The following is a 22,247-nucleotide window of genomic DNA, read 5'->3' as shown; positions in this document are numbered from 1 at the left end:
GCGAGCGGCGGGCGCCGACGCGGCGCTGGACGTTTGCCTCAGCGCCGCCGGATGACCGTCCACGGCTGCGCCGATCAGGCGTCCTGCGGCGCCCATGGCTTGGCGTCGGCAGCGCTCTCGGCGGCGCCCTTCGCCTTGTCGGACACCGGCGCTTCGCCGATCACGGCCGCAAGCCCGCGCAACGCTTCCGGCACGCCTTGCCCGGTGATGCCGGAGATCAGCAGCGGCGTCTTCTTCGCGGCGCGCTTCAGCCGATCTTTCTGTTTCTTGAGCTCGTCCGGCTCAACCGCGTCGATCTTGTTGAGCGCCACGATCTCGATCTTGTCGGCAAGCGTCTCGGCGTAAGCTTCGAGTTCGCCGCGGACGGTCTTGTAGGCTTTGCCGGCGTGCTCGCAGGTGGCGTCGATCAGGTGCAACAGCACCCGGCAGCGCTCGACATGGCCGAGGAAGCGGTCGCCGAGGCCGGCGCCCTCATGGGCGCCCTCGATCAGGCCCGGAATGTCGGCGAGCACGAATTCGCGGCCGTCGGCATTCACCACGCCGAGCTGCGGATGCAGGGTGGTGAACGGATAGTCGGCGATCTTCGGCTTGGCGGCGCTGACCTTGGACAGGAAGGTCGACTTGCCGGCGTTCGGCAGTCCGACCAGGCCGGCATCGGCGATCAGCTTCAGCCGCAACCAGATCCAGCGCTCCTCGCCGGGCAGGCCCGGATTGGCGTGGCGCGGCGCACGGTTGGTCGATGATTTGAAATGCGCGTTGCCGAAGCCGCCATTGCCGCCCTCGGCCAGTACGAACCGCTCCCCGACTTTGGTGAAGTCGTGGATCAGCGTTTCCTTGTCCTCATCGAAGATCTGGGTTCCGACCGGGACCTTCAGCACGACGTTCTTGCCGTTGGCGCCATGGCGGTCGCTGCCCATGCCGTTGACGCCCTTCTGGGCCTTGAAGTGCTGCTGATAGCGATAGTCGATCAGCGTGTTGAGGCCGTCGGCGGCCTCGACAATCACATCGCCGCCGCGGCCGCCATTGCCACCGTTGGGTCCACCGAACTCGATGAACTTCTCGCGGCGGAACGCCACGCAGCCGTTCCCGCCGTCGCCGGAGCGGATGTAAACCTTAGCTTCATCGAGGAATTTCATGGGGCTATCCGTATCCCAGGGCGAGGGTGCGCGGCAACTGTTCGATCGCCGTCCGCCCAATCGGCTGCGCTGCGTGGCGGCTATTCGGTGGCCGGTCTTGCGTCCGCGCGAAGCGCCGGGCGATAAGCGCGGGCGATCCGGCCATCCGCCGGAGAGCCAAGGGTGCATGATCGATATGGGGCTGCTGCGCAAATTGTCCACCGGCCCCGACGATCATGGCGCGCACGGCGCCGGCATCGTCCTGATGCTGCTGGCGATGCTGGCGTTTTCGTTCGGCGACGCGCTCGGCAAGAAGGTGGTGGCGACCTATCCGGTCGGCGAATTGCTGCTGCTGCGTGCGATCGCCGGGCTGATCGTGCTGGCGCCGCTGATCTGGCGGCAGCGGGCCGCGTTCCGGCGGCTGGAGCGGCCGGGGCTGCAGATGCTGCGGACGCTGGTCGCGGCCTGCGAGGTCGCGGCGTTCTTCATCGCGACGATTTATCTGCCGCTCGCCGACGTCATCACATTTTATCTGGCGTCGGCGCTGTTCGTTTCGGTGGGTGCCGCGCTGTTTCTCGGCGAGCGGATCGACCGGACGCGGGCGGTGGTGATCGTGATCGGCTTCGGCGGCGTGCTGATCGCGCTACAGCCGTCACCGCAGACCATGACCTGGCCGGCGCTGATCGCGATCCTAGCCAGCATGCTGTTCGCGGTGCTGCTGCTGATCACGCGGTTTCTGCGCCAGACCCCCGCGATGGTCCTGGCGTCACAGCAATTCGTCGGTACCGCGCTGCTCGGCGCCGCGCTGATGGCGCCGTCGGGCTGGATGACACCGGCGCCGGTGGATTGGCTGTGGTTCGGGCTGGCGGGCATCGTGTCCGCGGCCGCGCTGCTGTGCGTCAACCGCTCGCTGAGTCTGGCGCCCGCGAGCGTCGTGGTGCCGTATCAGTACACGATGATCATCTTCGCGGCCGCATTCGGCTGGCTGGTGTTCGGCGACGTGCCGACACTGCCGACCGTGGTCGGTGGTGTGGTGATCATCGGTGCGGGCCTGTTCCTGGCGCTCCGCGACCGGAGCAGCGGTGTCGCCAAGTCGGCGATCACCAAGCCCGAACGGACTACGTGATCGTCAGCTTCAGGCCTGCAAAGCGCTCCGCAAGCTTGCGGGCGCGCTCGCGCCGCTCGTCGGACAGAAGTTGGCGCTCCAGGGCTTCGAACGCATCAAGATCGCGGCGGAATTCCTCGCGCGCCTGAAATTCGGCGGCGGTTTGTTCGCTTGGTTCGGACATCTCGGCCTCCTGCTGAGCCGGTCTTGCAACTACACCGGACGCGTTAAAAGGGCGTATTGTGGCGTGTGAGCGGGCAGATAGGCTGGAGCGCTGGTTAAGCGTTCGCCAATCCGCCGGCCCCGGCGGGGCGCGTGGCCCCGCCGCCGCTGCATCAGATGCCGAAGCGGCGATCGAGATCGACGAAGCGGAAGCTGAGCTGTTCGGCGCGCTGGCGCTGCTCGTCGGCGCGAGCCTGTCGCTCGGAGGCTTCGGCGGCGCTGTCGGCCTGTTTGATGTCGTCGGCGATGTCGCGGGCGAGAACGGCTTGGATGTAGCGGTGGGTCAGCATGTCGAACTCCTGTGTGGATGTTCGTGCTAAGCGACCGGGAGACATCTTCGTACTCGGGATGGCCCGAGCACCCATCGGTCTGGTTAAGCGTTGCTGGCCGGAAGGCTGCGACTTTCAGCAATCAAATTAAAAACGGCCGGGCAAAACCCAGCCGTTGCGATTCAGGCGTTCTGAAAGGCGCCGTCAGCGGCTGCGCCGGGTCTTGCCCCAGCTCTTCAGCGACGACCACACGCCGCGGGTCAGACGGAAGCAGTCCACCGGCGTCGACGAGCCGATCGCTTCCATCCGGTGCAGCTCGACGCCGGTCCACTGGAAGCCGCACTTCTCCAGCACGTTACGCGACGCCGGATTGATCACCCGGGCGGCGGAGATCATTTGCTTGACGGCATATTCCTCGAAGGTGAAGTCGATCACCGCGCGCGCCGCTTCGGTGGCGTAGCCGTTGCCCCAATACTCCACGCCGAGCCAATAGCCGAGCTCCGGCGCCTCGCGGTTGCGCCAGTCGACGCCGACCATGCCGACCGGCTCGAAATCCGCCTCGATCAGGAACACCGTCTCGTGGTCCTGGCCCAGCGAGGTCACGAAGCGCGCAGCGTCGTCGCGCGTATAGGGGTGCGGCAGCCGGCGGGTCATCTCGGCGACCCGGCGATCATTGGCGAGGCAAGCAAGTGCCGTAACGTCCGCGAGAGCCGGCTTGCGCAGCGTCAGCCGCTCGGTCTCGAGGACGCAAGGTCTCGCCTCGCGCAACAAGGGTGTGGGTGTTGGGATTTCCTGCAACATCGCGGGCTCCTGATGCATCAATCAAACGGACGCAAACGAAAGGGGAGGTCGGATGTCCCGCCTCCCCTGGAGCCCTTTTGTGCTCCGCCGGTTTGTCAGGACCCGGCGGACACTTGTTTGTCCACCGTCTATTCGGCCGCCTGCGCAATCGGAAGAACCGATACGAAGGTACGGCCGTTAGCTTTGGCGCGGAATTCGACGCGGCCTTCCACCTTGGCGAACAAGGTATGGTCCGTGCCCATGCCGACGTTGAGGCCGGGGTGCCAGGTGGTGCCGCGCTGACGCGCGATGATGTTGCCGGGAATCACGTGCTCGCCGCCATAGGCCTTGATCCCGAGGCGCTTGCCCGCAGAATCACGCCCGTTACGCGATGAACCGCCTGCTTTTTTATGAGCCATGGCTCGTCTCCAAAATCCAAATTCTACCTAGACGATTTCCGCGACGGAATCATCCACTGATTTGACACCGCTGCCGCGCGGCGCCGCTTATTCGGCGGCGTCTGCTGCGGGAGCCGGTTCGGCCTTGACGCGCTTCGGCCGCGGGCCGACCGTCGGCGACTTGCCATCGGCCAGGATTTCGGTGATGCGCAGCACCGTGATCTCGTCGCGATAACCGCGCTTGCGCTTCGAATTCTTGCGGCGGCGCTTCTTGAAGGAGATCACCTTCGGGCCGCGCTTGTGGTCCAGCACCTCGGCCGCGACGGTCGCGCCAGCCACGGTGGGGACGCCGAGCACCGGCGTATCACCGCCCAGCACCAGCACTTCGCCGAGCTGCACGATGCTGCCGACTTCGCCTTCGATCTTGCCTACTTCGAGCACATCTTCCGGAACGACGCGGTACTGCCGGCCGCCGGTTTTGATGACTGCGAACATCGTTTTCATCCTTCGTGTTCGATCCCAGCCTCGGACGAACCGGGCCGGCTTTTTGGTCAGTCGTTGTGGGTAGCGACCTCGAGGGCCGCCGGTCTATGCGAAAGGCTTAGCCCTCTGCTGGGGCTTCGGCACGGGCGCACAAAGCAATACGGCGCGGGACCTGCCCACGCCGGGTGCACGACTTATATCGGCGAGTCGCCGCTCGTCAAGGCGAAAGCGGCAAAAACCTGAATCCCGTCAAGCACAAGCCGACTCCGTGATGTGTCGGGCCGGTGCAACCAACGGGTTCCGCCGCCGTTGTCACCGACTTTCAAACGGGGGAATGACTGATGGCTGAGGATACGCTGACCACCACCACCGCCGGCATCGCCGCTCATGGCTCCCCGCGGCTGCCGTCGGTCGACGTCGACACCTACAATATCGAGCTCAAGGACGAGGATGGCTTTCTCGGCGACCGCGCGTCCAAGGGCGCCTTCCAGCGCATCCTGGACGCCTCCCGCAAGCCACTGAAGAAGAACGGCGACGACCCGCTCGGCAAGAAAGACACCAAGGAAATCAGCAAAAGCACGCTGGACGAGCTGCTGGTCGGCGACGATGTGGCGGCCGCCGCGCTGGTGCACGGCGCGATCGAAGAGTTCGCCCAGGAGCTGGCCTACGTCACCCGGCGCTTCCTCAAGACCAAATCCTGGACCGATACCGAATGCATCGTGGTCGGCGGCGGCTTTCGCCAGAGCCGGGTCGGCGAGCTGGCGATCGCCCGCACCGACATTCTGCTCAAGTCCGAGGGCTTCAAGATCGATCTGGTGCCGATCCGGAACCACCCGGATGAGGCCGGCCTGATCGGTTGCCTGCATTTGGCGCCGTCTTGGATCTTCGAGGGGCACGACAGCATCGTGGCGGTCGATATCGGCGGCTCCAACATCCGCTGCGGCGTGGTCGAGACCAGCTGGAAAAAGGCCAAGGACCTGTCCAAGGCGTCGGTCTGGAAGTCCGACCTGTGGCGTCACGCCGATGACGAGCCGACCCGCGAGGGGGCCGTCAAGCGGCTCACCAAGATGCTGAAGGATCTGATCGCCGACGCCGAGAAGGAAGGCTTCAGGCTGGCGCCGTTCATCGGCATCTCGTGTCCTGGCGTCATTAATGACGACGGGACCATCGAGAAAGGCGCGCAGAATCTGCCGGGCAATTGGGAAAGCAGCAAGTTCCACCTGCCGCGCAGCCTGGTCGAAGGCATCCCGACCATAGGGGATCATGATACCGCGATCCTGATGCACAACGACGGCGTGGCGCAGGGGCTCAGCGAGGTCCCGTTCATGCAGGATTTCACCCGCTGGGGCGTCCTGACCGTCGGCACCGGCCTCGGCAACGCCCGTTTCACCAACCGCAAGCCGAAAGAAAAGGCCAAGAAGGACAAGGCCAAGGAGAAGGACAAGGACCGCAAGGACAAGGACGACTGAGGATGCGGCTGGGCTCAGGCACGACGCTCAAGGGGCGGCGCATCGACGCCTCTCCCTGAGCCTGCCAATGCGCCGCCAGGCGTGGCGCTCGCAACAGTTTTGCGGCGAAGCATCACCGCCCGGCTTGTTTATCCGCCGCGGCTCCCTTAAGAACACCGCCGACCAACACGCGGGCCAGCCCGCGCGCGCGCCGCGGAGAGGTGGCAGAGTGGTCGAATGCACCGCACTCGAAATGCGGCATAGGTGCAAGCCTATCGGGGGTTCGAATCCCTCCCTCTCCGCCACGTTTTCTGACGTCCCGAAAACCCTTTGTAATTCAAGGCTTTCTCACGCGCTCGCGGGCGGTGGGTGTAGCCCCATGGTGTAGCCCCTGAGGCGCGTGGAAATTTGACACAGGGAGACGGAGGCGGCAACGCGTTTGGCCGGCCGTGGTTGCCCAAATCTCGGCCAGCGCCGATCTCCTGTTGCCTGGACACCAACGCAGCATTCGACCCGGATTCTCATTTCTGCCAGCTCAGGCGCTGCGGTCAGGGGCAACGGCCGCACCCGACATATCGCTGGGGTGAAGGCATCGACGCCGGAAGTTGCGGTAAACGAGGGCGATTCCAATAGCGCAACCACAGTGCCGGCCGCCCCTGCCCGCCGACATTATTTCGGCGGCCGATTATCGGATGGTCGTGAGCTTGGGTTAGGCGTCGCAGGCGTATGGATGCGCTGCTCGGCGGTCGGGAGGGGCGGGGCATGCCTCGTCGCTGGCGGCCCGACTATATAGGAACCTGGGGAGGTCTTTACGGCTTCGCGTTGCGAACCGGACGGTTCACTCTGCGAGTTGTCCTTCGGGATCACCGCATCACTGCGTTCTGCTTGCGGCATCGATGGGCCGGCCGCGGGCATCGGGCTATATGATACGATCATTACGGCCAGAAACAGCATGCCAGTCAGCACACCCCCGACAATTGCCGCATTGGTAAATGCGCGCTCGGACTTCCCAGCCGGTCCGGAAACCATCGCCTCGTATTCCGCCTCTGGCAGAAAGCGGTAGAGTCGCTCCCTCCATTGTGACCGTAGATCGCGTTGAATGTTGATGAACTGGAAGCCGCTAAAGATGACGGCCGCTACGTAGGCGCAGAGCACCAGGCCCAGAATGAAAATAGCAATTGAAACCACCGGGCTGCCGATCAATGTGGTCAACCGCGCGGCGATCACGCCGATGCCTGCGAACAGCGCGCCGGCGACGGCAGTTGCAATCTGGCGGGTTGCATCCGATAGCTTGGCGGCTTCGTCCGAGATCGCCTTCCTGAGGTCGGCAAGTGCCTTCAGGGAATCCAGACTGAGTTTTTGCAGTCCGAGTTGCATGGCTATCTTCGCGCCTTCGAGCGCCGAGATAGCCCCCTTCTCGAAAAGAGTTGCTGCCTCCGTACTTCCGACGTTGGTCCGCGCCAGTTCGGTGGTCAGCAACCCATGACGCGTCTCTATCTCCCGATCGAGATCGAAGACCCAACGGCCGGCTGCTTGCAGGGCAGCGAAACCCTTCGGGGACATGAGGTCAATCGCCGGACGCGAAACGGAGTACCTGACGACGGGAGGTCCCCGAAACATCAGCGAGTCGGCCGCTTCCACTTCGTTGCAGAGAGACCTGAATAGCGCTTCGGCAGAACGATCTATCCAGACCTTCGCCGTAGTCTCGCACCATGGCACCTCGACCCCTGCCTTCAGCAGCCATGGTCTGACATCGGCCGGCACTAGCGGCGTCGAGCCTCCCTCGCGCACTATCTTACGCGCCGTCGCCGAAGCGTGGGTCGATACGTATTCCGAGGCGTCGCCCCACGGCGCGAAGCGCACGCTCTGGGTGTCGAACGCGTTCTCGAGCAGGCCACACCACAGGATGGAGCTCTCCGGCGGACGCGACAGCCAGTCCGCAAAACCCGTGTTCGTCAGAACCGCACTCACGTGGGCAGGCACCGGAGGTTTACTCAGACTGACCTTGAAAGGTGCGAAGTCGTCTGCGATTTCGAGTGGATCGACCACGGCGTCGGAGCCGTCTTCGATGATCGGATTCAGGTCGTCATCGCAAACCATTCCGACAAGGGCGACGGCATCGGTCGCCGACAGATTGCCGACGACCAACAACTCGCGAGTCTCTGTCACGATCGCCTGTTTTTCGGCGGCCCACTCGTCAAGCGTTCGAGCGAGAAGTTTCAGGGACGGTCTCATCCAACACCAAGTTCTGCGTTGTTCTAATCGTGATCGTCCAGCCGCCGCCCTCGGTACGTTGTCTCGTCACGGCGCGGTTCTCCTGCTCGCCGGGATACACCAACTGAACGCCTTCAGCGGTATGGACCTTGTGGCGGGGGGCACGTCTGAGCGTGTTCGGATCCGGACGAAAACTAACGCCCGCCAGCTTCTTTTCCTTCAACTGCTTTGCCAAAACCTTGTCGAGCTCCGCCCGGGCCTCCTCCGAGGGTCGGCCCGCGGCGACGAATAGGGCTTCTCGGATTCCTTCGTCGTCCACACTGTCACGCCCCCGCAGATGGTCCTTAGTCGCCGCTAAAGCTGCCGGTACGTCCCCGTTCGGTAGCCGCGACCGGCATTGCTGCAGGGTGGTCCGCAGAACTTCGTTAAGCTTCCGACTGAGCTCTTGCGTGTCTCGATCTCGAACCACCTCAAGGAACTTCTGGAAATAGTCGGTAAGGTCGGGTGCCTCGCCCATCCGATCAATGGCCGACACGTGACTTTCGACTACCCCATTGCGAACGCGCACCAAGCAAGATTTCTGGATTGCGCGCTTCTGTCGAACGAAAGCTTGGACGATCTGGCGCAGTGCGTTGCGGCCATTGTCTTCATACAGCTCGATGGCTTCGCCGTAGTCGTATTTAATCAAACTGTAGAACAGTACGCTTGGGTCGTCGGTACTGAGCTCGAACACGAAGAAGGCTCCGTTACTGCTCGATCCGACGTGATCCTTCGAAAAGCGACGCGACAGCTCCTGTGCACCCTCCTCGAAGCTCGCGGTCTGACTTGCCATCTGTTGAAGCAGGTCGCGGGTGCCAGACCTCTCCTCGAATCGATGAACGCCGCTGACGGCTGCATCCTGGATGCGCGCCAGGAAGAATTCGATGTGTTCGACGCCTTCCATCGTCGGCTGCGGCTCGAACGCCTGCTTTCCCCCGACGACGTGAAGGATCATTTGGTTGATACGTAAGGATGCAAGTTCATCGTCGGTCAGAAAGCTCATGGCGCCCCCGGGAGCACTGCGTCGAACGGGGTGTTGGTTGCAGATTCTCTCCCGCTCACCTTTTAAGCGCGCGCAAAATCTTCTCCAATGCTACTGTCGATTTCCAGGCCACTCGGTGCGCGCCCCCGGGGGGGCGGCGGCTTGCGAGCGCGTTGAGATGTGGGCAGGAATGACACACATCTAGTATAATCGTTTGTTCTTAATTTGTTCTACTCGCGACAAACGCCGGGTTTTCCTGTCTCAAAGCGAATCGCGAACTCAAGCCACCCGATGGCTAGTCGGCAGGCCCCGGCCGCCAGTCGGCGTGATCGTGACCTCCACAGCTGAAGGGACGAGGGCAAGCGTGACGATGACCGCGCCAGCGACTTTCGCCGCTATTTCGACGACAAGGAATTATGATGAGCGAGTTCTTTGGCGAGAAATACGTTGAAGTTGACGAAGCCTTTTTCGCGCCGCCCGCTGCCCGGGTGGCACCGCGCCTGATCGGTTGCGTGTTGCACTCTTACATCCGGGATCTGGAAACCGCGGTTATGCTTATAGACGTCGAGGCCTATGGTGGAGGCGAAGACCGAGCGTCGCACTTCCACCCTGACAATCACTCACTTCGCAATCGGGGAGCCAAGAATCTGACGCCGCCCGGGACCGCACGCATCCATGGCAGCCGCGACATGTGGGCTATGGACATCGTTTGCGGAGAGGTAGACCCCAGGAGCACCGTCCTCCTTAGGGCAGGTATCCCCCTCATCGGAATCGACATCATGGCCGCGCGCCGCAGTCGAGCGCCCGATGCTGACCGAGACGTGAGGGCTCGTGCCCGGGGACACGAAAAGAAGCTCTGCAACGGACCGTTCAAGCTGGGCGAGGCGATGGGCATGGATCCCGCGCTCGACGGTGTACAACTCCTGAACTATCCCCTGCGCCTGCTGCGTCCCCTTAAGCCCGTCTCTGAGCTCCTCAACGGACGGAGAGTAAGGGTTACCCAGGACGAGGATCTGCTCTATCGCTGGGGACATCCAGGCCATCAGACCTGGATCAGGGACAAGTTCGAGAAAGCTAAGGGTATGATGCCGGCGTAGGGTCGAAGGCTGCTGTTCTAGTGCTCAGCTAACTACAATCAGGCTATTTCAGCTATCACGGCTCAGGGCTCCTGAACTGGTGCCAGCAAGCCACGGGAGTAACGTTTCTTCACAGCTGCACGCCGTTGGAGTCTAAATGTGAATTTCGATGACCTGATCGTCGAGCGTCCGCCGACCGCAGGAAAGTCTCTAGACCAACCCGATCGGTACTTCTACGAAGGCGCTGTCATGCTGGCTTACGCCATGCATCTTTTCCGGACCGAGCCCATCCGCGAGGTGAAGATTCACCCTGATGGCCAGCACGCTCGGCAGATCGACTTCCAGAGCTGGCTTGAGCGACGTGGTTTCCGCAGAATCGCGACCGCTCGCAGGCCGTTCGCGGGAACGTTCGAAGATGCGGAGGGTCGCTGTATTGTCATTCATCCCCGGTCTGGACTGAGTGACGTCACCGCGCTTGCCAACGGCATCGTGATCGAAGCTGAGTGTAAGGGAGGTGCGATCGCGACGACGCATCCGGGCCGGCTATCGAGACTCGACAAGGGGCTCTGCGAGATCGTCGGCCGCCTGATGATGAAGGCGCCCGGTAGCCGCCTCGTTGCAGTCATGCCGGCTACCGATGTCACGCGCCGGATCGGGCGCAAGTTGGCTCCCCGCTGCGCGGCCGCCGGCATTGGGATCGCGCTGGTCGACCCCAGAGGGAGGGTCGAGGACGTGGGGGAGTAGGGCGGTGGGATACTTCAACCAGGAAGCAGTCGACGACCTCCACAACGGATTAGCCGATCTGCCACGCGCCCTGCTCGATCTGCGGGAAGCCTATGCGATGCGCGAATACAAAGAGGGACTAGCACGCGAGCACGCGCAGCACGGTCTCTGCCGCCGTCTCGCGACGATGGTCCACTCGGTGCAGACTGTGTTCCAGATTCTGCCGCCGGATCTCGACACAATTCCGGAGAGAGCCGCCGTCATGGATGCTACCGCCGCGATCCAGACCTTCGTCATCAACGCGTTCGGCTGCATGGAGAACTTGGCTTGGATCTGGGTGCTCGAAAAGGATCTCCGCGGAAGGAGGGGCGCAAAGCTCGATCGGCTTGAGATCGGTCTGGGCAAGAGGTACGTCCGCCCCTCCTTTAGCGACGAATTTAGGGCCTTTCTCGATGGCCAGAAGGATTGGCTTGCCAACCTGATCGGCTTCCGGGATGGGCTCGCACACCGTATCCCGCTCTACATTGCTCCCTACGTAATTGACGACACCGCTGCGGAGGCACACAGGGCGCTCGACACGAAGGCGATGGCGGCCCTCGTGGAGGGCAATAGGGTCGAGTACGACCGTCTGCGTGGCGAGCAACAGAAGCTCGGCCGCTTCCGTCCCTGGATGACACACTCAGTCTACGAAAAATCGCCTGCCATTCTATTCCATCCGCAGATGATCCAGGATTTCAAGACCGTCGACTCTTACTGCCGGATGTTGCTCAAGGAATTTGGGAAATGATTGGGCCGGGTTCTCGTCCGGCTAGGGGCGGACCGCGGCGCTCCCCAACGTTTTGGCATCATTGCTCCAGATACTTCGTCGCCGTGTCCTGGAATTTGCGGCCTGTCCGCTTGGCGATGATTGCACCCACCCGCCTCCAGTGCTCCGGAGGACGATTGGCGTCCAACGTGATCCGTTGGTCGCTTTCGCGGGCGCGAGTTCGCGCCTGGTCGTAGGCCGAATCCCCGAACCCTCTCATCAGGTCGGCGGCGTCGGCCTCGGCAAGGACGACGTTCCGCCTCCGACGCTCAAGAATATCCTTGAGAATACCAATCAGCATCGGGGCCTACTCGGGCTCGACGTCGCTGCCAGGTTCATCGACCGTTTCGTCGTCAAGCTTCTCTGCAATATCGAGGCATGCCATTGCCAAGATGTGGGCGGTCGTAGTCATATCAAGAGCAATAGCCAGCTCGCGAGCGCCATCCACCGACCTTCGAAGCTGATTGATCTGATCAACGGTAGCCATTTCCTCACCTGGGGGCATCATGGTTGATGAAGAGGACTCGACAGCCGAGCGCGTCGTCAAGCTTCCTCGATATTCGTCATCGCCGATGGCATCGAGTTACCAGGTTCCTCCTGAGGAGAGCTTGGCTCTCGTCCGTGCCTTTCTGCAGATCTCGTCTCCCGCAGATCGACGACGCGTGCTTGAGTTCGCGCAAAGCGTCGTATCAGGTCAAAAATGACTGCCCTTTACGTCCGGTCCGAAGCCCGGCGGAGGCGTGCCTGTGCTGAGGGGAGGGACGGTGCAAAACGCGAGTTGCGCCAAATCGCGCGTTGACCGACCGAAGCGCGGTCTCGCTAATTTCAATGAGCGTCGCGATCGTCCAGGCATTTTCGATCAAGGCAGGGACGCCGAGCGGGGTCAGTACAAAGCCCGCCTGCTGAAATCGCGGAAGCCACCACATTTCGATCACTGCGCTAACCCGGGTGATGCCTTCTTCCAGGCAGAACTCCTGGACGGCCGCCATCAGCCGAAGATTCAAGTCCCCATCCCGCCGATCCGGGACGATGAAATACCGTGACCATTCCCAGATGTCGGGTGCCGACGGACAGCCGCTCACTGCAGCGAGATGCGGAAATACCTCGCTGATCATGTTTGGTTTTGTGGTCGGATAGAGCCGGTGACCGCCTACGACCCGGCCTTTCTCTAGGGCGAGCAGATAGATCGTATCGTTGTTGTCGTACTGATCGATCTCGCGTCCGTCCGGCCGCTCCAGCGTCTTCCATCCCCGTTCTCCGACGAAGATCTGGTGCCTGATCCTGAAATGCTCCTCCACCGCATCGCCGTAGAGGTGCCGGTCCTTTGCCGAGATAACGTGGATCATTTCCGCCTCCCACCTATGAGCGAGGCGAACTCTCCGGGAATGGACCTTCGATCGAAATTGGGAAAAGTCCCAGTGTAGTATCGGGCTAGGGAGCGATGAGGTTTTGTCGGATGGCGAGCGCGACCGCATGGGTCTTATTTGCCGCCCCCAGCTTCCGACCGGCCGTCGATAGATGTTCCTCAGCCGTACGTTGCGCGATCGCAAGAATTTCGCCGATCTCCCAGGCGGACTTGCCATGGGCTGCCCACCTCAAGGTTTCGCGCTCGCGCGCCGTCAAGCGCGGCCCCACCGGCATTGAATTCGATAGGGATCGAACGCGCTCGAATGCGTACATGGCCATCAGATGAAGCAGCGGCTTGCTGCGGGAACAGAGATCGACATTTGAGCCGCCGAGGGAAACCGCGGCCTCGTATCCCGCCAGGCCGTGTATCGGAACGATGAAGCCGCGAACCATCTGAAAGTCGGCGGCGCGATCCATGACCTCCGCAGCGCGCGGCTCGTCTTTTCGATGATATGGAGCTTCAGCCCATTCGAACGGATTAATTGTTTGCCGAAGGTGACGAACGACCGGATCATGTCTGTCGAAGTTCTTCCGCGTGTAGAGCTCAAACCACTCCTCGGGCCACCGCTTTGCCATCACCATCTGCGAGAATGTCTGCTGATGGTTCGGGATACCCGTGATGATGATCGTTTCGAATCCGAAGGCCGAAAATCCAGATTCGATAGCTCGAAATGCCTCGTCGATCGTCGAAAGAGCCATAAGCCCTTCGATAAAGTCTATGGTGTTCCGCCCATAGTCACCACTCATCATGTTACCAGCGCCGGATAGCCGATCGGTGAGCAGTTCGAGTAGTTAGTTTTTATCATGACGCTTCCGGCCCGCAAGGGGCATAGGCGCTCCTCTCCGACGCGGCTACCCGCCTCGATGACCAGAACGGCACTAGGAATGGCGAAGCATGGACGGGCTGCCTCTCCTCGCACTCGCAGCGCACAGACTCAGCCGGAGCGTTGCCGCGGAATCGGCGGTCGACCCCTTTTTCGATGGCGAAGGCTGTTTGCTACGTCCGCTGATAGAGGTCGGGGCGCCTGGAGACCGCGGCCCCTCGCGCGGGCGCTCTGATCGCGTGGACGCACGTTGGTCTGGTGCGAGGATTCCTGGAGGCCGAGGTCTAGGGTTTACCGCTACCTGTCGACTTGGCGCGCGGACTGGACGCGCGCCTTTGGATTGGAGTTTGCCTCGAAGAGGTCAATCAGTTGGACGCCGAGCGCGTCTGCGATCGCTTCCAGCATGAGAAGCGTCGGGTTCGCCCGCCTGTTCTCGATCAGCGAGATGACACCCTGCTCGACCTCCAGAGCCGCCGCAAGCTGATCCTGCGACCAGCCTTTGGCAAGCCGCAGCCGGCGCATGTTCATCGCGAGGAGTTCGACGGCAATCGACTCCCGCTGAGGAAAACGACGTCCGAATCCGGTCTGGGCCATGGACCGGACGGTCCGGATTTCCTCCAAAAGTAGCCATGTGATTTATCACATATTTTACGTCTCGCCCGGTACGCTCTGCTCGGTCCATCCAGGAGGGGCACATGGGACTGTACGCACTCAAAGGCACCATCGTTCAGCTCGGGCCGTGCGAGCTCGACCTTGATCTCGCCGTCTACGCCTTCATCGAAATCATCGACCCGGAGGGCGCGAGGACTTTGGTCAAGAAGGTCGCAGTCGGCGTCGATGTGCAGGCTGTCATCCAACCTGGATCGCAAGGGACCTTCTTCATCGACGAGGTGTTCGTGGTCGGTCGGCGTATCCTTTCCCAATTGTGGGGCGTGTCGAACGGCGAACGCGACGTGATCGATAGCGCGAACCTTCGAACGATGCTGGCAGCCTCCAACATGTTCAGGGGGATCGTATTCACCCCTATCCTTGGACTCGGCCTGCCCTATCTGCTGGCGGGCATCGGGCAGACCTGGTCGCTTCTCGACGGTTCGGGCAACCGCAGGCGCTTTTTTCACAAGGCCTTGAACGGCGACGTCGACGGACGGTCGGGGCCGCCCCTGCCGGAGCGTTTGGGGCTGGCCCTTGGAAGAGCCGTCGCCGATCTGACCCGGAGGCATGCGGGCAGCTAGACCGACCTAGCTGTGGGCGCATGTCCGATCCTGTGAGGCCCCACCGGAAGACGCTACGCCTAAGCTCGGCCAATTTCGGCCCCGGTGGGCCCTTCAGATCGGTAACCCGAACTGAAGCTCGGTTTCATCCTCAATCTGCAGCGACGACAGCGAGATGCCGAGGAGCCGAACAGGCTTTGGCAAAGGCATCGCCGCCTCGAGAAGTCCGACCGCCCGGCTCGCAAGAGCGTCCCGATTGAGCACGGGCGCGGACATCGTCCGGCTCCGCGATGCGATTTCGAAATCCGAAAACTTGATCTTGAGGGTGACCGTCCGCCCCCGGTTGCCGGTTCTCTCGCAATGCCCCCAAACCTTGTCGATGAGCGGCTGGAGCTCCGCGACCATCGCCTCGAACGAGTTGAGGTCGGAGGAGAAGGTGTTCTCGGCACCGACCGATTTGCGGATGCGGTTGGCCCGAACCGGCCGCTCGTCGACGCCCCTCGAAATCCAGTAGTAGTAGGTCCCGGCCTTTCCGAAATGCGCCTGCAGGAATTCGAGCGTCTGATTCAGAATATCCGCACCGGTTCGGATCCCCAGCGCGTTGAACTTGGCCGCGGTCGCCGGTCCAATTCCATGGAATTTGCCGACCGGCAGCCCTTCGACGAACGAGGGTCCCATCTCCGGCGAGATCACGTATTGGCCGTTCGGCTTGCGGTGATCGGAGGCGAGCTTGGCCAGGAATTTGTTGTAGGAGATACCTGCGGAGGCGTTGAGGCCGGTCACCTCCTTTATTTTTGCCCTGATGGCGAGGGCGATGTCCCGCGCCAGCGGTATATTCTGGTGGTTCTCCGTAACGTCGAGGTAGGCTTCGTCCAGCGATAGCGGCTCGATGATCGCGGTATGCTCCGCGAAGATCTGGCGGATCTGCTGGCTGATCGCCTTGTAGACCTCAAAGCGCGGCTTCACGAAGATCAGGTCGGGACACTGCCGCTTTGCGGTGACGGACGGCATCGCCGACCTGACGCCGAACTTGCGGGCCTCGTAGCTCGCAGCCGCGACGACGCCGCGCTCGCGCGAGCCGCCCACGGCGACCGGCTTGCCCCGCAGCGCCGGATCGTCCCTCTGCTCGACCGAGGCGTAGAACGCATCCATGTCGACATGGATGATCTTGCGATGCGCGGCTTGCGTGGCGTCCGTCATGGCGTCAGGCGGATCCGGGCGCGTCCCCGTCCTTCTTCACGCCCCGAGCAACGATCCGCAGCGCGCCGTCCGGCAGCGGGCGCTGCAGCCTCAGGGCCTCCTCCTGGGGGGCCGACAGCCAGGTCTCGACCTCGGCGGGCGTTGTCAGGATGACCGGCATCGCCTTGGGATGGATGGCGCCGACTTCGGCGTTGGGTCCGGTGGTCAGGAACGCATAGAGATCGTTGGTCGTCTCGCCTTCCTTCACCTTCCGGACCGAGGTCCAATTGGTCCAGATGCCGGCGAAGCACGCGAGGGGGCGGGTCTCGTCGAGTGCGAACCAGATGTCGCCACCCTCGGCCTTGTTGAATTCGCTGAAGCTGTTGAACGGGACCACGCAGCGGTGATCCGGACCCAGCCACCGGGTCCAGTGCTTCGACTTCACGTTGCGGATATTTGTGGTCCCGCCGTCCGGCTCCATCCGCAGCACTTCGTTGAAATCGAAGGCTTTGCCCTTGGCGCGCAGCTTGTCAGCCCGCTTCTGCGCCGCATCCAAGAGCGCCTTCGCCGACGACGGCATGCCCCATCGGGCTGTGACGAGTTCGCGGCCGCCGGCGCCGGTCCGTATGATTGGCGCCCTGTAGTCGGGAAACACGCCGGGCATTGGCGCGAGGTTGCCGACATACTGATTGACGACCCGGAAGAGCGCGATGATGGCCGCCTGGTTGGTGGTGATCGAGTACAGGTTGCACATGGTCAGGTCTCCGGGCCAGCATGCCGGGCGCGCTGCGCGAGTTGGAGCAACGTGGCGGCCGGTCGCTTCCCCGCCTTCGCGCACTTGCTGCAGCGGAGGCGGCTGGCAAGGTCGTGAACGCACGTCGTCGACGGGTGGCGAAGTCCCGCCAGGTCGACCTCGTTAGGCGTCCTGCACCGCGAGCACTCGATTTCGATCCAACAATAGCCGCCGTTGACGGCCTGGTCGATGGTCGGCGACGGGTCGATCGGGCCGCCATCGGCCCACATGCGCTCGTTCCAACTCTCGCACAGCAAGCGGTCCGCCTGCTGGATGAGGGCCTCACCCCTCGCTCTCATCTCGGCCGACTGGGCGGCGAGGATCGTCGTCACAGCCCGGGCGCGTCCCAGCTCTTTCCGCAGCACCTTGCGGTCCCCGCCCGACAGGGGGGTCGGATGATGTTTCGGCGCCATCGAAGCGCCGTCAGCCGAATGCCGGCCAGCAGCCGTCTTCCTCATGGCGGCCGGTCCGCTGCGTGCAGGTCTTGTCTAGGAGACGCCGCCCGGCCTCCTTCCAGGTGGCGTCCGGGCCATACAGCCTGATGGCGTCCGTCCGCTCGATCTCGACCGCCCGGCCGCAGCGCCGGCAGCCGACCTGGAGAAGAGGATGGGAAATCCGGCTCAGAACTGCCGCCCCCGCCGCGCCGTTAGGCGTTAGCCTGCCCCTGTCGGCCTCCGCGGCCTTCAGGATAGCCTGCCAGTATTCAGGCGGCAGAGCGTCGGCTGGGCCAGGCTCGGGTGTTGAAGAGCCCTGTGTGCCGACGGCAGCTGCCAATTGGTCCATCTGTCTCGGTGTCGGCATGCGCCAGCTCGCGGAATGATCGGCCATCCAGTATAGAACATAAAGAGAACGGAAATGTCGAGTCGCTTCTTCGTATGTGCCTAGAGACGCGAGCAGCGCCAATCGGCGCGGGTCAGCCACGCTGGGATTTGAGTAAGCCTCTGACTACTACTGAGAGAATTGCGCCTGCCGTGATCGCCTCTATTCTCTTTGCAATCAAGACACTCCGAGCTTCCGGTGCGATGAGCTACCGCTTGGGAAAGAGTGTGGTTTTTCATTTTATCCGCTCGGACTGCCGATCCCGACTGACAATCAACCTATCCAAGAACGCCGAAGCGCGGAGAGCGGAGAGCGCTCCGGGGCGTCCATCGCGCCGGCTTCGCCCATAGGTGTGCCGCGGCCAAAAATGCCATAAGTTCGCTGAACTCGCAGGCATCAGGATGCTACCGCCCGATAATGTCGGTGGCGGCGCCGCTTCTAGTGGGGTCGGATTTCCTCAGGAGAGCATCGGCGCCGGCCTGCGCCTGCTTTTCGAGTTCGCCGCGCATCAGCCAGTAGACCAGCGGCAACACCAGGGGATTGGCAACACGGCGTTGAAAGATAGCATCCTGGAACTCTCGCGACCACCTTTCGCATTCCGCATCGTCGCACCCGCTCGTCCGGACTGAGTCCAGAAACTTCTCTGCCTCACCCTTCAAGGTCTCGTTAGCAGTCGCGGAATCCGACTGCCTGAAATGCTCGCGGATTGCCCAGAATATCGCGGGGGAGATCGTGGCCGCGACGGCCGCGGAGTCAATTAGCTTGAGATCCTTCGCAACCGCTCCGACCAATAGGGCGAAAAGGGAGGCGATGGCGCCCGCGATCAAATAGGCTCCGTATTTCTTCCGCAGTGAGGAGTCGTAATGCAGGTTCATACGTTGGCAGACTAGGCGGGCCATCGGGTGCCTCGCCGTCGCAATGATTCCGACGTACCAGCCGGAGATACTCGATGGATCGTCGTTCCATCGTCGTGCGGCAGCATCTATTACCTCCACGTCCTCGCGCTTCCCGACGACGAACGAATTCCAAGGCATTTTCAGCACGCCGCAGTCGAATTCCTCGCTGATTTTTGCGGCGACCTTCAGCAACCGACGCTGTATTCGGTCGATCCAGGTCACGTCGAGCGCCGTGGCGATCAAGCCGTAAAGCGCCACGTAGGGCCTGGCTTCCTCGTGCACGAACGCTAGGACCGCGCCTGCGACTGGCAGCACGACGGTGATGATTATCTGAAGTAACTGACAACGGGTGGCGTCGCCATAAATGCGCTGCCGGGCCTTCAGCAAGCGCTGGAATTCAGGCGAGTCCTGATCGTGTGCGATCGTGTTCATCCCGCCCCATCTCATTCGATTACGACGTAAAAAGGCCTGCTCACGCCGACTAGAACATCGTCGCTACGCCTGACCACAAAAGCTTCCGCAATGTGGATGCCGCGATACACCAATTCCTCCCATCTGCCGTCGGCCTTGTTCGAGATCTCGAATCCACCCCGGCCGGCCTTGTTCGACATCGCCTCGGCTCCGGTGTTTGTGATCCTCCACTTGACGTCATACTCCGATGGGACTGAGGTTCCGTCCGAACGCGACGCTCGAAAATACAAACCGCCTCGCGCCCTGCACACCTGGCCCGTCGCCACCATTCGGCCTCCTTGCACATGGCTGGCGGAACGCCACTCCGCCGTCACGGCGATATCCGCAGGCTGAGGCACGCTACGCCAAGGCGGCGCCTGAATGTGCGGCGGTCTCGCGAAGCTCGGTGGAAGAATCGATATGCCTAAGTCCCTGACTAGATCCACGATCCCGCCCCCATGTGCCGCGGTCGAATCCAGGAAGTGTTCGATCAGGGACCGGCTGCCGCTCTCGGTCAGTGCTTGTGCGGTCTTCAAGACCTCGCCTTTCGCGAAATCGCTACCGAACACCCTTTGCCAGGCCGCAATGGACTCTTGCCGGCCTTCAGTTGCATGGGCCTCATCGATCCATTTTCGGTAACGGGCGATCGCAGTCCGGAAGTTTGAATATTGATCGTCTGTGCCAAAAAGGGAGGAGAAATCCTCGCTAGGAAGCTTCGGGTTCGTCACCGCAGGCCTGGTCGGATGAATCCGCAGCCTATTGTCCAAGCGGCCCATCAGGGTCCTGAGGGTGGTGGGAACGTCGGCGAACTCTTCACTGCCCTTCTCGAACCACTGGATCTCGTTGCCGAGCAGCGTCGTAAGCAGGACCGAAGGACAAGTGAAGGTATGCTTGATGTCGCGAAGGTACTTGACCAGCCGTGTCACCTTGCGGAAGGAATTGTTGCCGGAGTACGCGTTCCGCTCCTTCATCCATTCCGTGTACTCGATCGGCGACGTGAGTTCGAAGGTTCCCCTGCGATTGCACACCTCCAGGCTTCCTTCGTACAGGCGGCCGACAACGCAGGGAGCTAGGTCGACCCGGCGATCTCCGGCATATGTGATGGTGACGCAGTAGTCCCACGTCTTCGTCTTGTCCCCATACGCCTTGCTGCCAGAAAAGACGCGACCGAGGCTGTTCACGTACTCCGCGGCAGTCCAGCCGTCGACCTTGTCAACCATCACAAGCAGATCGGCGTCGAACTCTCCACCGTCGACAGGTCGGATGATGGTCTGGTGGGCCCATGAACCCTGCTCGACGAAGGTGCGGACCTTGGGCTTCCAGTCGGATTCCCGGACGAATGACTTGAGCGCAGGGATGCTGGCGTCCAGGAGGTCGATCCTTGTCTTGTTGAGGTTGACCGTATCCTTCAGGAAATCGTCGAAAAGTGAAACGAGCTTCACGATGCGCTCCCTTCAGTCGGATAGTAGCGCTTGAACTCGTCATGCCCGCGGAGCGCTTCAGGGCGGTAGGGAGAGGTTCCGGCCGCGCACTGTACGACGGTCGTTAGCTCAAAACGCCATGCGACGGTCGGGTGGACTTTCGACGCGTTGCCAATATCGCGCAATTTAGTAGGCCAGTTGCGACCGGCCAGCAGGCCCCGCAGCCACGACCAATTCGGCAGCATTTCGGACAATCCGTCGATCGCGTCCCGCATGCCCGCGACCTCGCAATGCTGAACACCTCCGGCGTCAGGATATAGATTCAGCGCCTGACCGACGTCGCCGGTGCCGTCCATCTTCATTCCGTCGACGATAATCGGTCCGGTGAGCAGGCCGTCGGGCACCGAAATGGCTTCCCGACACATCCACTCCAGGGCGATATCCGAAAGACGCGACTCGGGCTCTGGATAGGAGCCGCCGATGTCTGAGTGGTTTCCCGAGAACCACCATTGCTTGAACCGTTCGTGCCCGGGGAATTGTGGTGCGCCCTCGTCGCGTCCACCCCAGCCAACGCGATCGAAGTCCCTCCGGATCTCGTCTATGGCATTCGCGGAACGGGCAAAGGCGACGTGGCGGCTCAGCAGGCGATCGAAGTTGTCGCCCTTCCAGATCGCCTTGTGGGAGCGCGACTCACCAGCTTTCGGGTAGTTCGAAATAGTCTTCGTCGTCGACTTGTTTTGCCAGTACCAGAAAGCACCGAGCGCACCAGCGACGATGGAGAGCTGCGAGATGAAGCCGGTCAGCATGAACCCGGCGTCGAACCACCATGAGCATAGCAAGGCCATGGCAATCGACAGAAGGAGGCCGCCCATGAAAGCGGTGGCCGCAACACCAGCTGCAAGACCGGCTTGGATAACGAAGTACCGCAGGCCCTTCGCTCCCAACGCGGCTACCGTATCAAAGACACCGATGAAGTATGGAGCCACGTTAGAGTCGGAACCGTCTCCGGACCCGTACTTAGCCTGGAAGCGCCTTGCCAATTCGAACCGTTCGGCCTCAAATTCGGCGCGTGGGTGCCCCGCGCCGTGCTCCAACACGGTGTCGACGGCCTCTTTGGCAATATCTTTGGAGGTTTTGCGGAAGCGTAACGGGCCGCCGGCGGCACTGTGGCTGGGCACGCCGCACAGCATCAGCAGATTGGCCAAGCTACGGACCGTGTAGGCGCCGCGACTGAAGCCGAACAGGAAGATCCTGTCTCCCGGCTCATAATGGTTGATGATGAATTCGTAGCAGTCCGCGATGTTGCGCTTGATGCCAGCGCCGGTGACGGACCCGAGCAGCTTTTGAACGAAACGAACCGGGGCGGTGATAGCCGTGGCGCCAATGTCCGTTCCCAGTCCGGCATCGTAAAAGACCACCTGCTTTGCAGGATCGATTCCGGTTTCGGCGTGATCCCGCGAAATGCGGTACATTTTGTAAATGTTGCTGGTGCGCTGCTCAGGTCGAGCTCCGCCGTCCTGGCCGGTCCCATCAGAATAAATCACAATGTTTTTGGTCATATCGGTATCCCCCGGTGAGAGGTCAAAAT

General features: G+C 62.1%; 25 protein-coding genes and 1 tRNA gene. 7 read left to right on the top strand and 19 right to left on the bottom strand.

Annotation, left to right across the window (positions count from 1 at the left end; translation table 11 throughout):
* Positions 1–74: 74 nt before the first annotated feature.
* Positions 75–1,136, bottom strand: coding sequence for a GTPase ObgE (gene obgE, locus LPW26_RS14510; RefSeq protein ID WP_238736113.1), 1,062 nt, complete (start codon positions 1,134–1,136; stop codon positions 75–77).
* A 175-nt stretch (positions 1,137–1,311) separates the two neighbouring features.
* Between obgE and LPW26_RS14505 the strand changes: the two genes are divergently transcribed.
* On the top strand, positions 1,312–2,241 hold the full coding sequence (locus LPW26_RS14505; RefSeq protein WP_238736134.1) for a DMT family transporter: 930 nt from the start codon (positions 1,312–1,314) through the stop codon (positions 2,239–2,241).
* Here the strand turns inward: LPW26_RS14505 and LPW26_RS14500 are convergent.
* The 5 genes from LPW26_RS14500 to rplU form a co-directional block, all read right to left on the bottom strand.
* Positions 2,234–2,404, bottom strand: a complete 171-nt coding sequence (locus LPW26_RS14500) for a hypothetical protein (protein WP_238736112.1) — start codon at positions 2,402–2,404, stop codon at positions 2,234–2,236. The genes LPW26_RS14505 and LPW26_RS14500 overlap by 8 nt on opposite strands.
* A gap of 151 nt (positions 2,405–2,555) precedes the next feature.
* Positions 2,556–2,732, bottom strand: a complete 177-nt coding sequence (locus LPW26_RS14495) for a hypothetical protein (RefSeq protein WP_238736111.1) — start codon at positions 2,730–2,732, stop codon at positions 2,556–2,558.
* Between the two features lie 183 nt (positions 2,733–2,915).
* On the bottom strand, positions 2,916–3,512 hold the full coding sequence (locus tag LPW26_RS14490) for a GNAT family N-acetyltransferase (protein WP_238736110.1): 597 nt from the start codon (positions 3,510–3,512) through the stop codon (positions 2,916–2,918).
* 128 nt (positions 3,513–3,640) lie between these two features.
* Entirely contained in the window at positions 3,641–3,910 is a 270-nt protein-coding gene (gene rpmA, locus LPW26_RS14485; protein ID WP_011439148.1) for a 50S ribosomal protein L27, read from the bottom strand.
* An 87-nt stretch (positions 3,911–3,997) separates the two neighbouring features.
* A complete protein-coding gene (rplU, locus tag LPW26_RS14480; RefSeq protein ID WP_238736109.1) occupies positions 3,998–4,384 on the bottom strand; it encodes a 50S ribosomal protein L21 in 387 nt (128 codons plus the stop codon).
* Between the two features lie 329 nt (positions 4,385–4,713).
* Between rplU and LPW26_RS14475 the strand changes: the two genes are divergently transcribed.
* Both LPW26_RS14475 and LPW26_RS14470 read left to right on the top strand, forming a co-directional pair.
* Entirely contained in the window at positions 4,714–5,841 is a 1,128-nt protein-coding gene (locus tag LPW26_RS14475; RefSeq protein ID WP_238736108.1) for an ROK family protein, read from the top strand.
* A 194-nt stretch (positions 5,842–6,035) separates the two neighbouring features.
* Positions 6,036–6,125: transfer RNA gene (locus LPW26_RS14470), tRNA-Ser, on the top strand.
* Between the two features lie 364 nt (positions 6,126–6,489).
* Here the strand turns inward: LPW26_RS14470 and LPW26_RS14465 are convergent.
* Positions 6,490–8,055 (bottom strand): hypothetical protein, encoded by a 1,566-nt coding sequence (locus LPW26_RS14465; RefSeq protein WP_238736107.1) that lies wholly within the window; start codon positions 8,053–8,055, stop codon positions 6,490–6,492.
* Positions 8,018–9,076 carry a nucleoid-associated protein gene (locus tag LPW26_RS14460; protein WP_238736106.1) on the bottom strand — a complete coding sequence of 353 codons (1,059 nt, stop codon included), beginning with the start codon at positions 9,074–9,076 and terminating at the stop codon, positions 8,018–8,020. The genes LPW26_RS14465 and LPW26_RS14460 overlap by 38 nt, the downstream gene beginning before the upstream one ends.
* Positions 9,077–9,474: 398 nt before the next feature.
* Between LPW26_RS14460 and LPW26_RS14455 the strand changes: the two genes are divergently transcribed.
* The 3 genes from LPW26_RS14455 (at position 9,475) to LPW26_RS14445 (ending at position 11,641) form a co-directional block, all read left to right on the top strand.
* Entirely contained in the window at positions 9,475–10,152 is a 678-nt protein-coding gene (locus tag LPW26_RS14455; protein ID WP_238736105.1) for a DNA-3-methyladenine glycosylase, read from the top strand.
* Positions 10,153–10,290: 138 nt separating this feature from the next.
* The gene (locus LPW26_RS14450) at positions 10,291–10,875 is read left to right on the top strand and encodes a hypothetical protein (protein WP_238736104.1); all 585 of its coding nucleotides are present in this window, start codon (positions 10,291–10,293) and stop codon (positions 10,873–10,875) included.
* A gap of 4 nt (positions 10,876–10,879) precedes the next feature.
* The gene (locus LPW26_RS14445) at positions 10,880–11,641 is read left to right on the top strand and encodes a hypothetical protein (RefSeq protein ID WP_238736103.1); all 762 of its coding nucleotides are present in this window, start codon (positions 10,880–10,882) and stop codon (positions 11,639–11,641) included.
* Between the two features lie 58 nt (positions 11,642–11,699).
* Here LPW26_RS14445 and LPW26_RS14440 read toward each other — a convergent pair whose 3' ends face one another.
* From LPW26_RS14440 to LPW26_RS14420, 5 genes are all read right to left on the bottom strand, one after another.
* The gene (locus tag LPW26_RS14440) at positions 11,700–11,960 is read right to left on the bottom strand and encodes a hypothetical protein (RefSeq protein ID WP_238736102.1); all 261 of its coding nucleotides are present in this window, start codon (positions 11,958–11,960) and stop codon (positions 11,700–11,702) included.
* A gap of 6 nt (positions 11,961–11,966) precedes the next feature.
* Positions 11,967–12,146 (bottom strand): hypothetical protein, encoded by a 180-nt coding sequence (locus tag LPW26_RS14435; protein WP_238736101.1) that lies wholly within the window; start codon positions 12,144–12,146, stop codon positions 11,967–11,969.
* A gap of 202 nt (positions 12,147–12,348) precedes the next feature.
* Positions 12,349–13,005, bottom strand: a complete 657-nt coding sequence (locus LPW26_RS14430) for an acyl-homoserine-lactone synthase (RefSeq protein WP_238736100.1) — start codon at positions 13,003–13,005, stop codon at positions 12,349–12,351.
* An 85-nt stretch (positions 13,006–13,090) separates the two neighbouring features.
* Positions 13,091–13,816, bottom strand: coding sequence for a helix-turn-helix transcriptional regulator (locus tag LPW26_RS14425; RefSeq protein WP_238736099.1), 726 nt, complete (start codon positions 13,814–13,816; stop codon positions 13,091–13,093).
* Between the two features lie 371 nt (positions 13,817–14,187).
* The gene (locus LPW26_RS14420) at positions 14,188–14,484 is read right to left on the bottom strand and encodes a helix-turn-helix domain-containing protein (RefSeq protein ID WP_238736098.1); all 297 of its coding nucleotides are present in this window, start codon (positions 14,482–14,484) and stop codon (positions 14,188–14,190) included.
* A gap of 101 nt (positions 14,485–14,585) precedes the next feature.
* Between LPW26_RS14420 and LPW26_RS14415 the strand changes: the two genes are divergently transcribed.
* Positions 14,586–15,122, top strand: a complete 537-nt coding sequence (locus LPW26_RS14415; protein ID WP_238736097.1) for a hypothetical protein — start codon at positions 14,586–14,588, stop codon at positions 15,120–15,122.
* A gap of 93 nt (positions 15,123–15,215) precedes the next feature.
* Here LPW26_RS14415 and dinB read toward each other — a convergent pair whose 3' ends face one another.
* The 6 genes from dinB to LPW26_RS14380 form a co-directional block, all read right to left on the bottom strand.
* Positions 15,216–16,301 (bottom strand): DNA polymerase IV, encoded by a 1,086-nt coding sequence (gene dinB, locus LPW26_RS14410; RefSeq protein WP_238736096.1) that lies wholly within the window; start codon positions 16,299–16,301, stop codon positions 15,216–15,218.
* Positions 16,302–16,305: 4 nt separating this feature from the next.
* Entirely contained in the window at positions 16,306–17,034 is a 729-nt protein-coding gene (locus LPW26_RS14405; protein WP_238736095.1) for an SOS response-associated peptidase, read from the bottom strand.
* Between the two features lie 2 nt (positions 17,035–17,036).
* Complete coding sequence (locus LPW26_RS14400) at positions 17,037–17,486, bottom strand: hypothetical protein (RefSeq protein ID WP_238736094.1); 450 nt, start codon at positions 17,484–17,486, stop codon at positions 17,037–17,039.
* An 810-nt stretch (positions 17,487–18,296) separates the two neighbouring features.
* Positions 18,297–19,220, bottom strand: coding sequence for an S-4TM family putative pore-forming effector (locus LPW26_RS14390; RefSeq protein ID WP_238736093.1), 924 nt, complete (start codon positions 19,218–19,220; stop codon positions 18,297–18,299).
* A gap of 11 nt (positions 19,221–19,231) precedes the next feature.
* Entirely contained in the window at positions 19,232–20,680 is a 1,449-nt protein-coding gene (locus LPW26_RS25380; RefSeq protein WP_238736092.1) for an SMODS domain-containing nucleotidyltransferase, read from the bottom strand.
* On the bottom strand, positions 20,677–22,218 hold the full coding sequence (locus LPW26_RS14380) for a DUF2235 domain-containing protein (protein WP_238736091.1): 1,542 nt from the start codon (positions 22,216–22,218) through the stop codon (positions 20,677–20,679). The genes LPW26_RS25380 and LPW26_RS14380 overlap by 4 nt, the downstream gene beginning before the upstream one ends.
* Positions 22,219–22,247 lie beyond the last annotated feature (29 nt).

Origin of the sequence: Rhodopseudomonas infernalis, assembly GCF_022271405.1 — a bacterium.
GTDB classification, from domain to species: Bacteria; Pseudomonadota; Alphaproteobacteria; order Rhizobiales; family Xanthobacteraceae; genus Rhodopseudomonas; species Rhodopseudomonas infernalis.
The sequence above is the reverse complement of the archived record's forward strand: the minus strand, read 5'-3'. Positions and strand labels throughout refer to the sequence as shown.

Coding starts and splice junctions, on each gene's coding strand:
- obgE (WP_238736113.1), bottom strand. CDS start 1,136: ATGAAATTCCTCGATGAAGCTAAGGTTTACATCCGCTCCGGCGACGGC.
- LPW26_RS14505 (WP_238736134.1), top strand. CDS start 1,312: ATGGGGCTGCTGCGCAAATTGTCCACCGGCCCCGACGATCATGGCGCG.
- LPW26_RS14500 (WP_238736112.1), bottom strand. CDS start 2,404: ATGTCCGAACCAAGCGAACAAACCGCCGCCGAATTTCAGGCGCGCGAG.
- LPW26_RS14495 (WP_238736111.1), bottom strand. CDS start 2,732: ATGCTGACCCACCGCTACATCCAAGCCGTTCTCGCCCGCGACATCGCC.
- LPW26_RS14490 (WP_238736110.1), bottom strand. CDS start 3,512: ATGTTGCAGGAAATCCCAACACCCACACCCTTGTTGCGCGAGGCGAGA.
- rpmA (WP_011439148.1), bottom strand. CDS start 3,910: ATGGCTCATAAAAAAGCAGGCGGTTCATCGCGTAACGGGCGTGATTCT.
- rplU (WP_238736109.1), bottom strand. CDS start 4,384: ATGTTCGCAGTCATCAAAACCGGCGGCCGGCAGTACCGCGTCGTTCCG.
- LPW26_RS14475 (WP_238736108.1), top strand. CDS start 4,714: ATGGCTGAGGATACGCTGACCACCACCACCGCCGGCATCGCCGCTCAT.
- LPW26_RS14465 (WP_238736107.1), bottom strand. CDS start 8,055: ATGAGACCGTCCCTGAAACTTCTCGCTCGAACGCTTGACGAGTGGGCC.
- LPW26_RS14460 (WP_238736106.1), bottom strand. CDS start 9,076: ATGAGCTTTCTGACCGACGATGAACTTGCATCCTTACGTATCAACCAA.
- LPW26_RS14455 (WP_238736105.1), top strand. CDS start 9,475: ATGAGCGAGTTCTTTGGCGAGAAATACGTTGAAGTTGACGAAGCCTTT.
- LPW26_RS14440 (WP_238736102.1), bottom strand. CDS start 11,960: ATGCTGATTGGTATTCTCAAGGATATTCTTGAGCGTCGGAGGCGGAAC.
- LPW26_RS14435 (WP_238736101.1), bottom strand. CDS start 12,146: ATGGCTACCGTTGATCAGATCAATCAGCTTCGAAGGTCGGTGGATGGC.
- LPW26_RS14430 (WP_238736100.1), bottom strand. CDS start 13,005: ATGATCCACGTTATCTCGGCAAAGGACCGGCACCTCTACGGCGATGCG.
- LPW26_RS14425 (WP_238736099.1), bottom strand. CDS start 13,816: ATGATGAGTGGTGACTATGGGCGGAACACCATAGACTTTATCGAAGGG.
- LPW26_RS14420 (WP_238736098.1), bottom strand. CDS start 14,484: ATGGCCCAGACCGGATTCGGACGTCGTTTTCCTCAGCGGGAGTCGATT.
- LPW26_RS14415 (WP_238736097.1), top strand. CDS start 14,586: ATGGGACTGTACGCACTCAAAGGCACCATCGTTCAGCTCGGGCCGTGC.
- dinB (WP_238736096.1), bottom strand. CDS start 16,301: ATGACGGACGCCACGCAAGCCGCGCATCGCAAGATCATCCATGTCGAC.
- LPW26_RS14405 (WP_238736095.1), bottom strand. CDS start 17,034: ATGTGCAACCTGTACTCGATCACCACCAACCAGGCGGCCATCATCGCG.
- LPW26_RS14400 (WP_238736094.1), bottom strand. CDS start 17,486: ATGGCGCCGAAACATCATCCGACCCCCCTGTCGGGCGGGGACCGCAAG.
- LPW26_RS14390 (WP_238736093.1), bottom strand. CDS start 19,220: ATGAACACGATCGCACACGATCAGGACTCGCCTGAATTCCAGCGCTTG.
- LPW26_RS14380 (WP_238736091.1), bottom strand. CDS start 22,218: ATGACCAAAAACATTGTGATTTATTCTGATGGGACCGGCCAGGACGGC.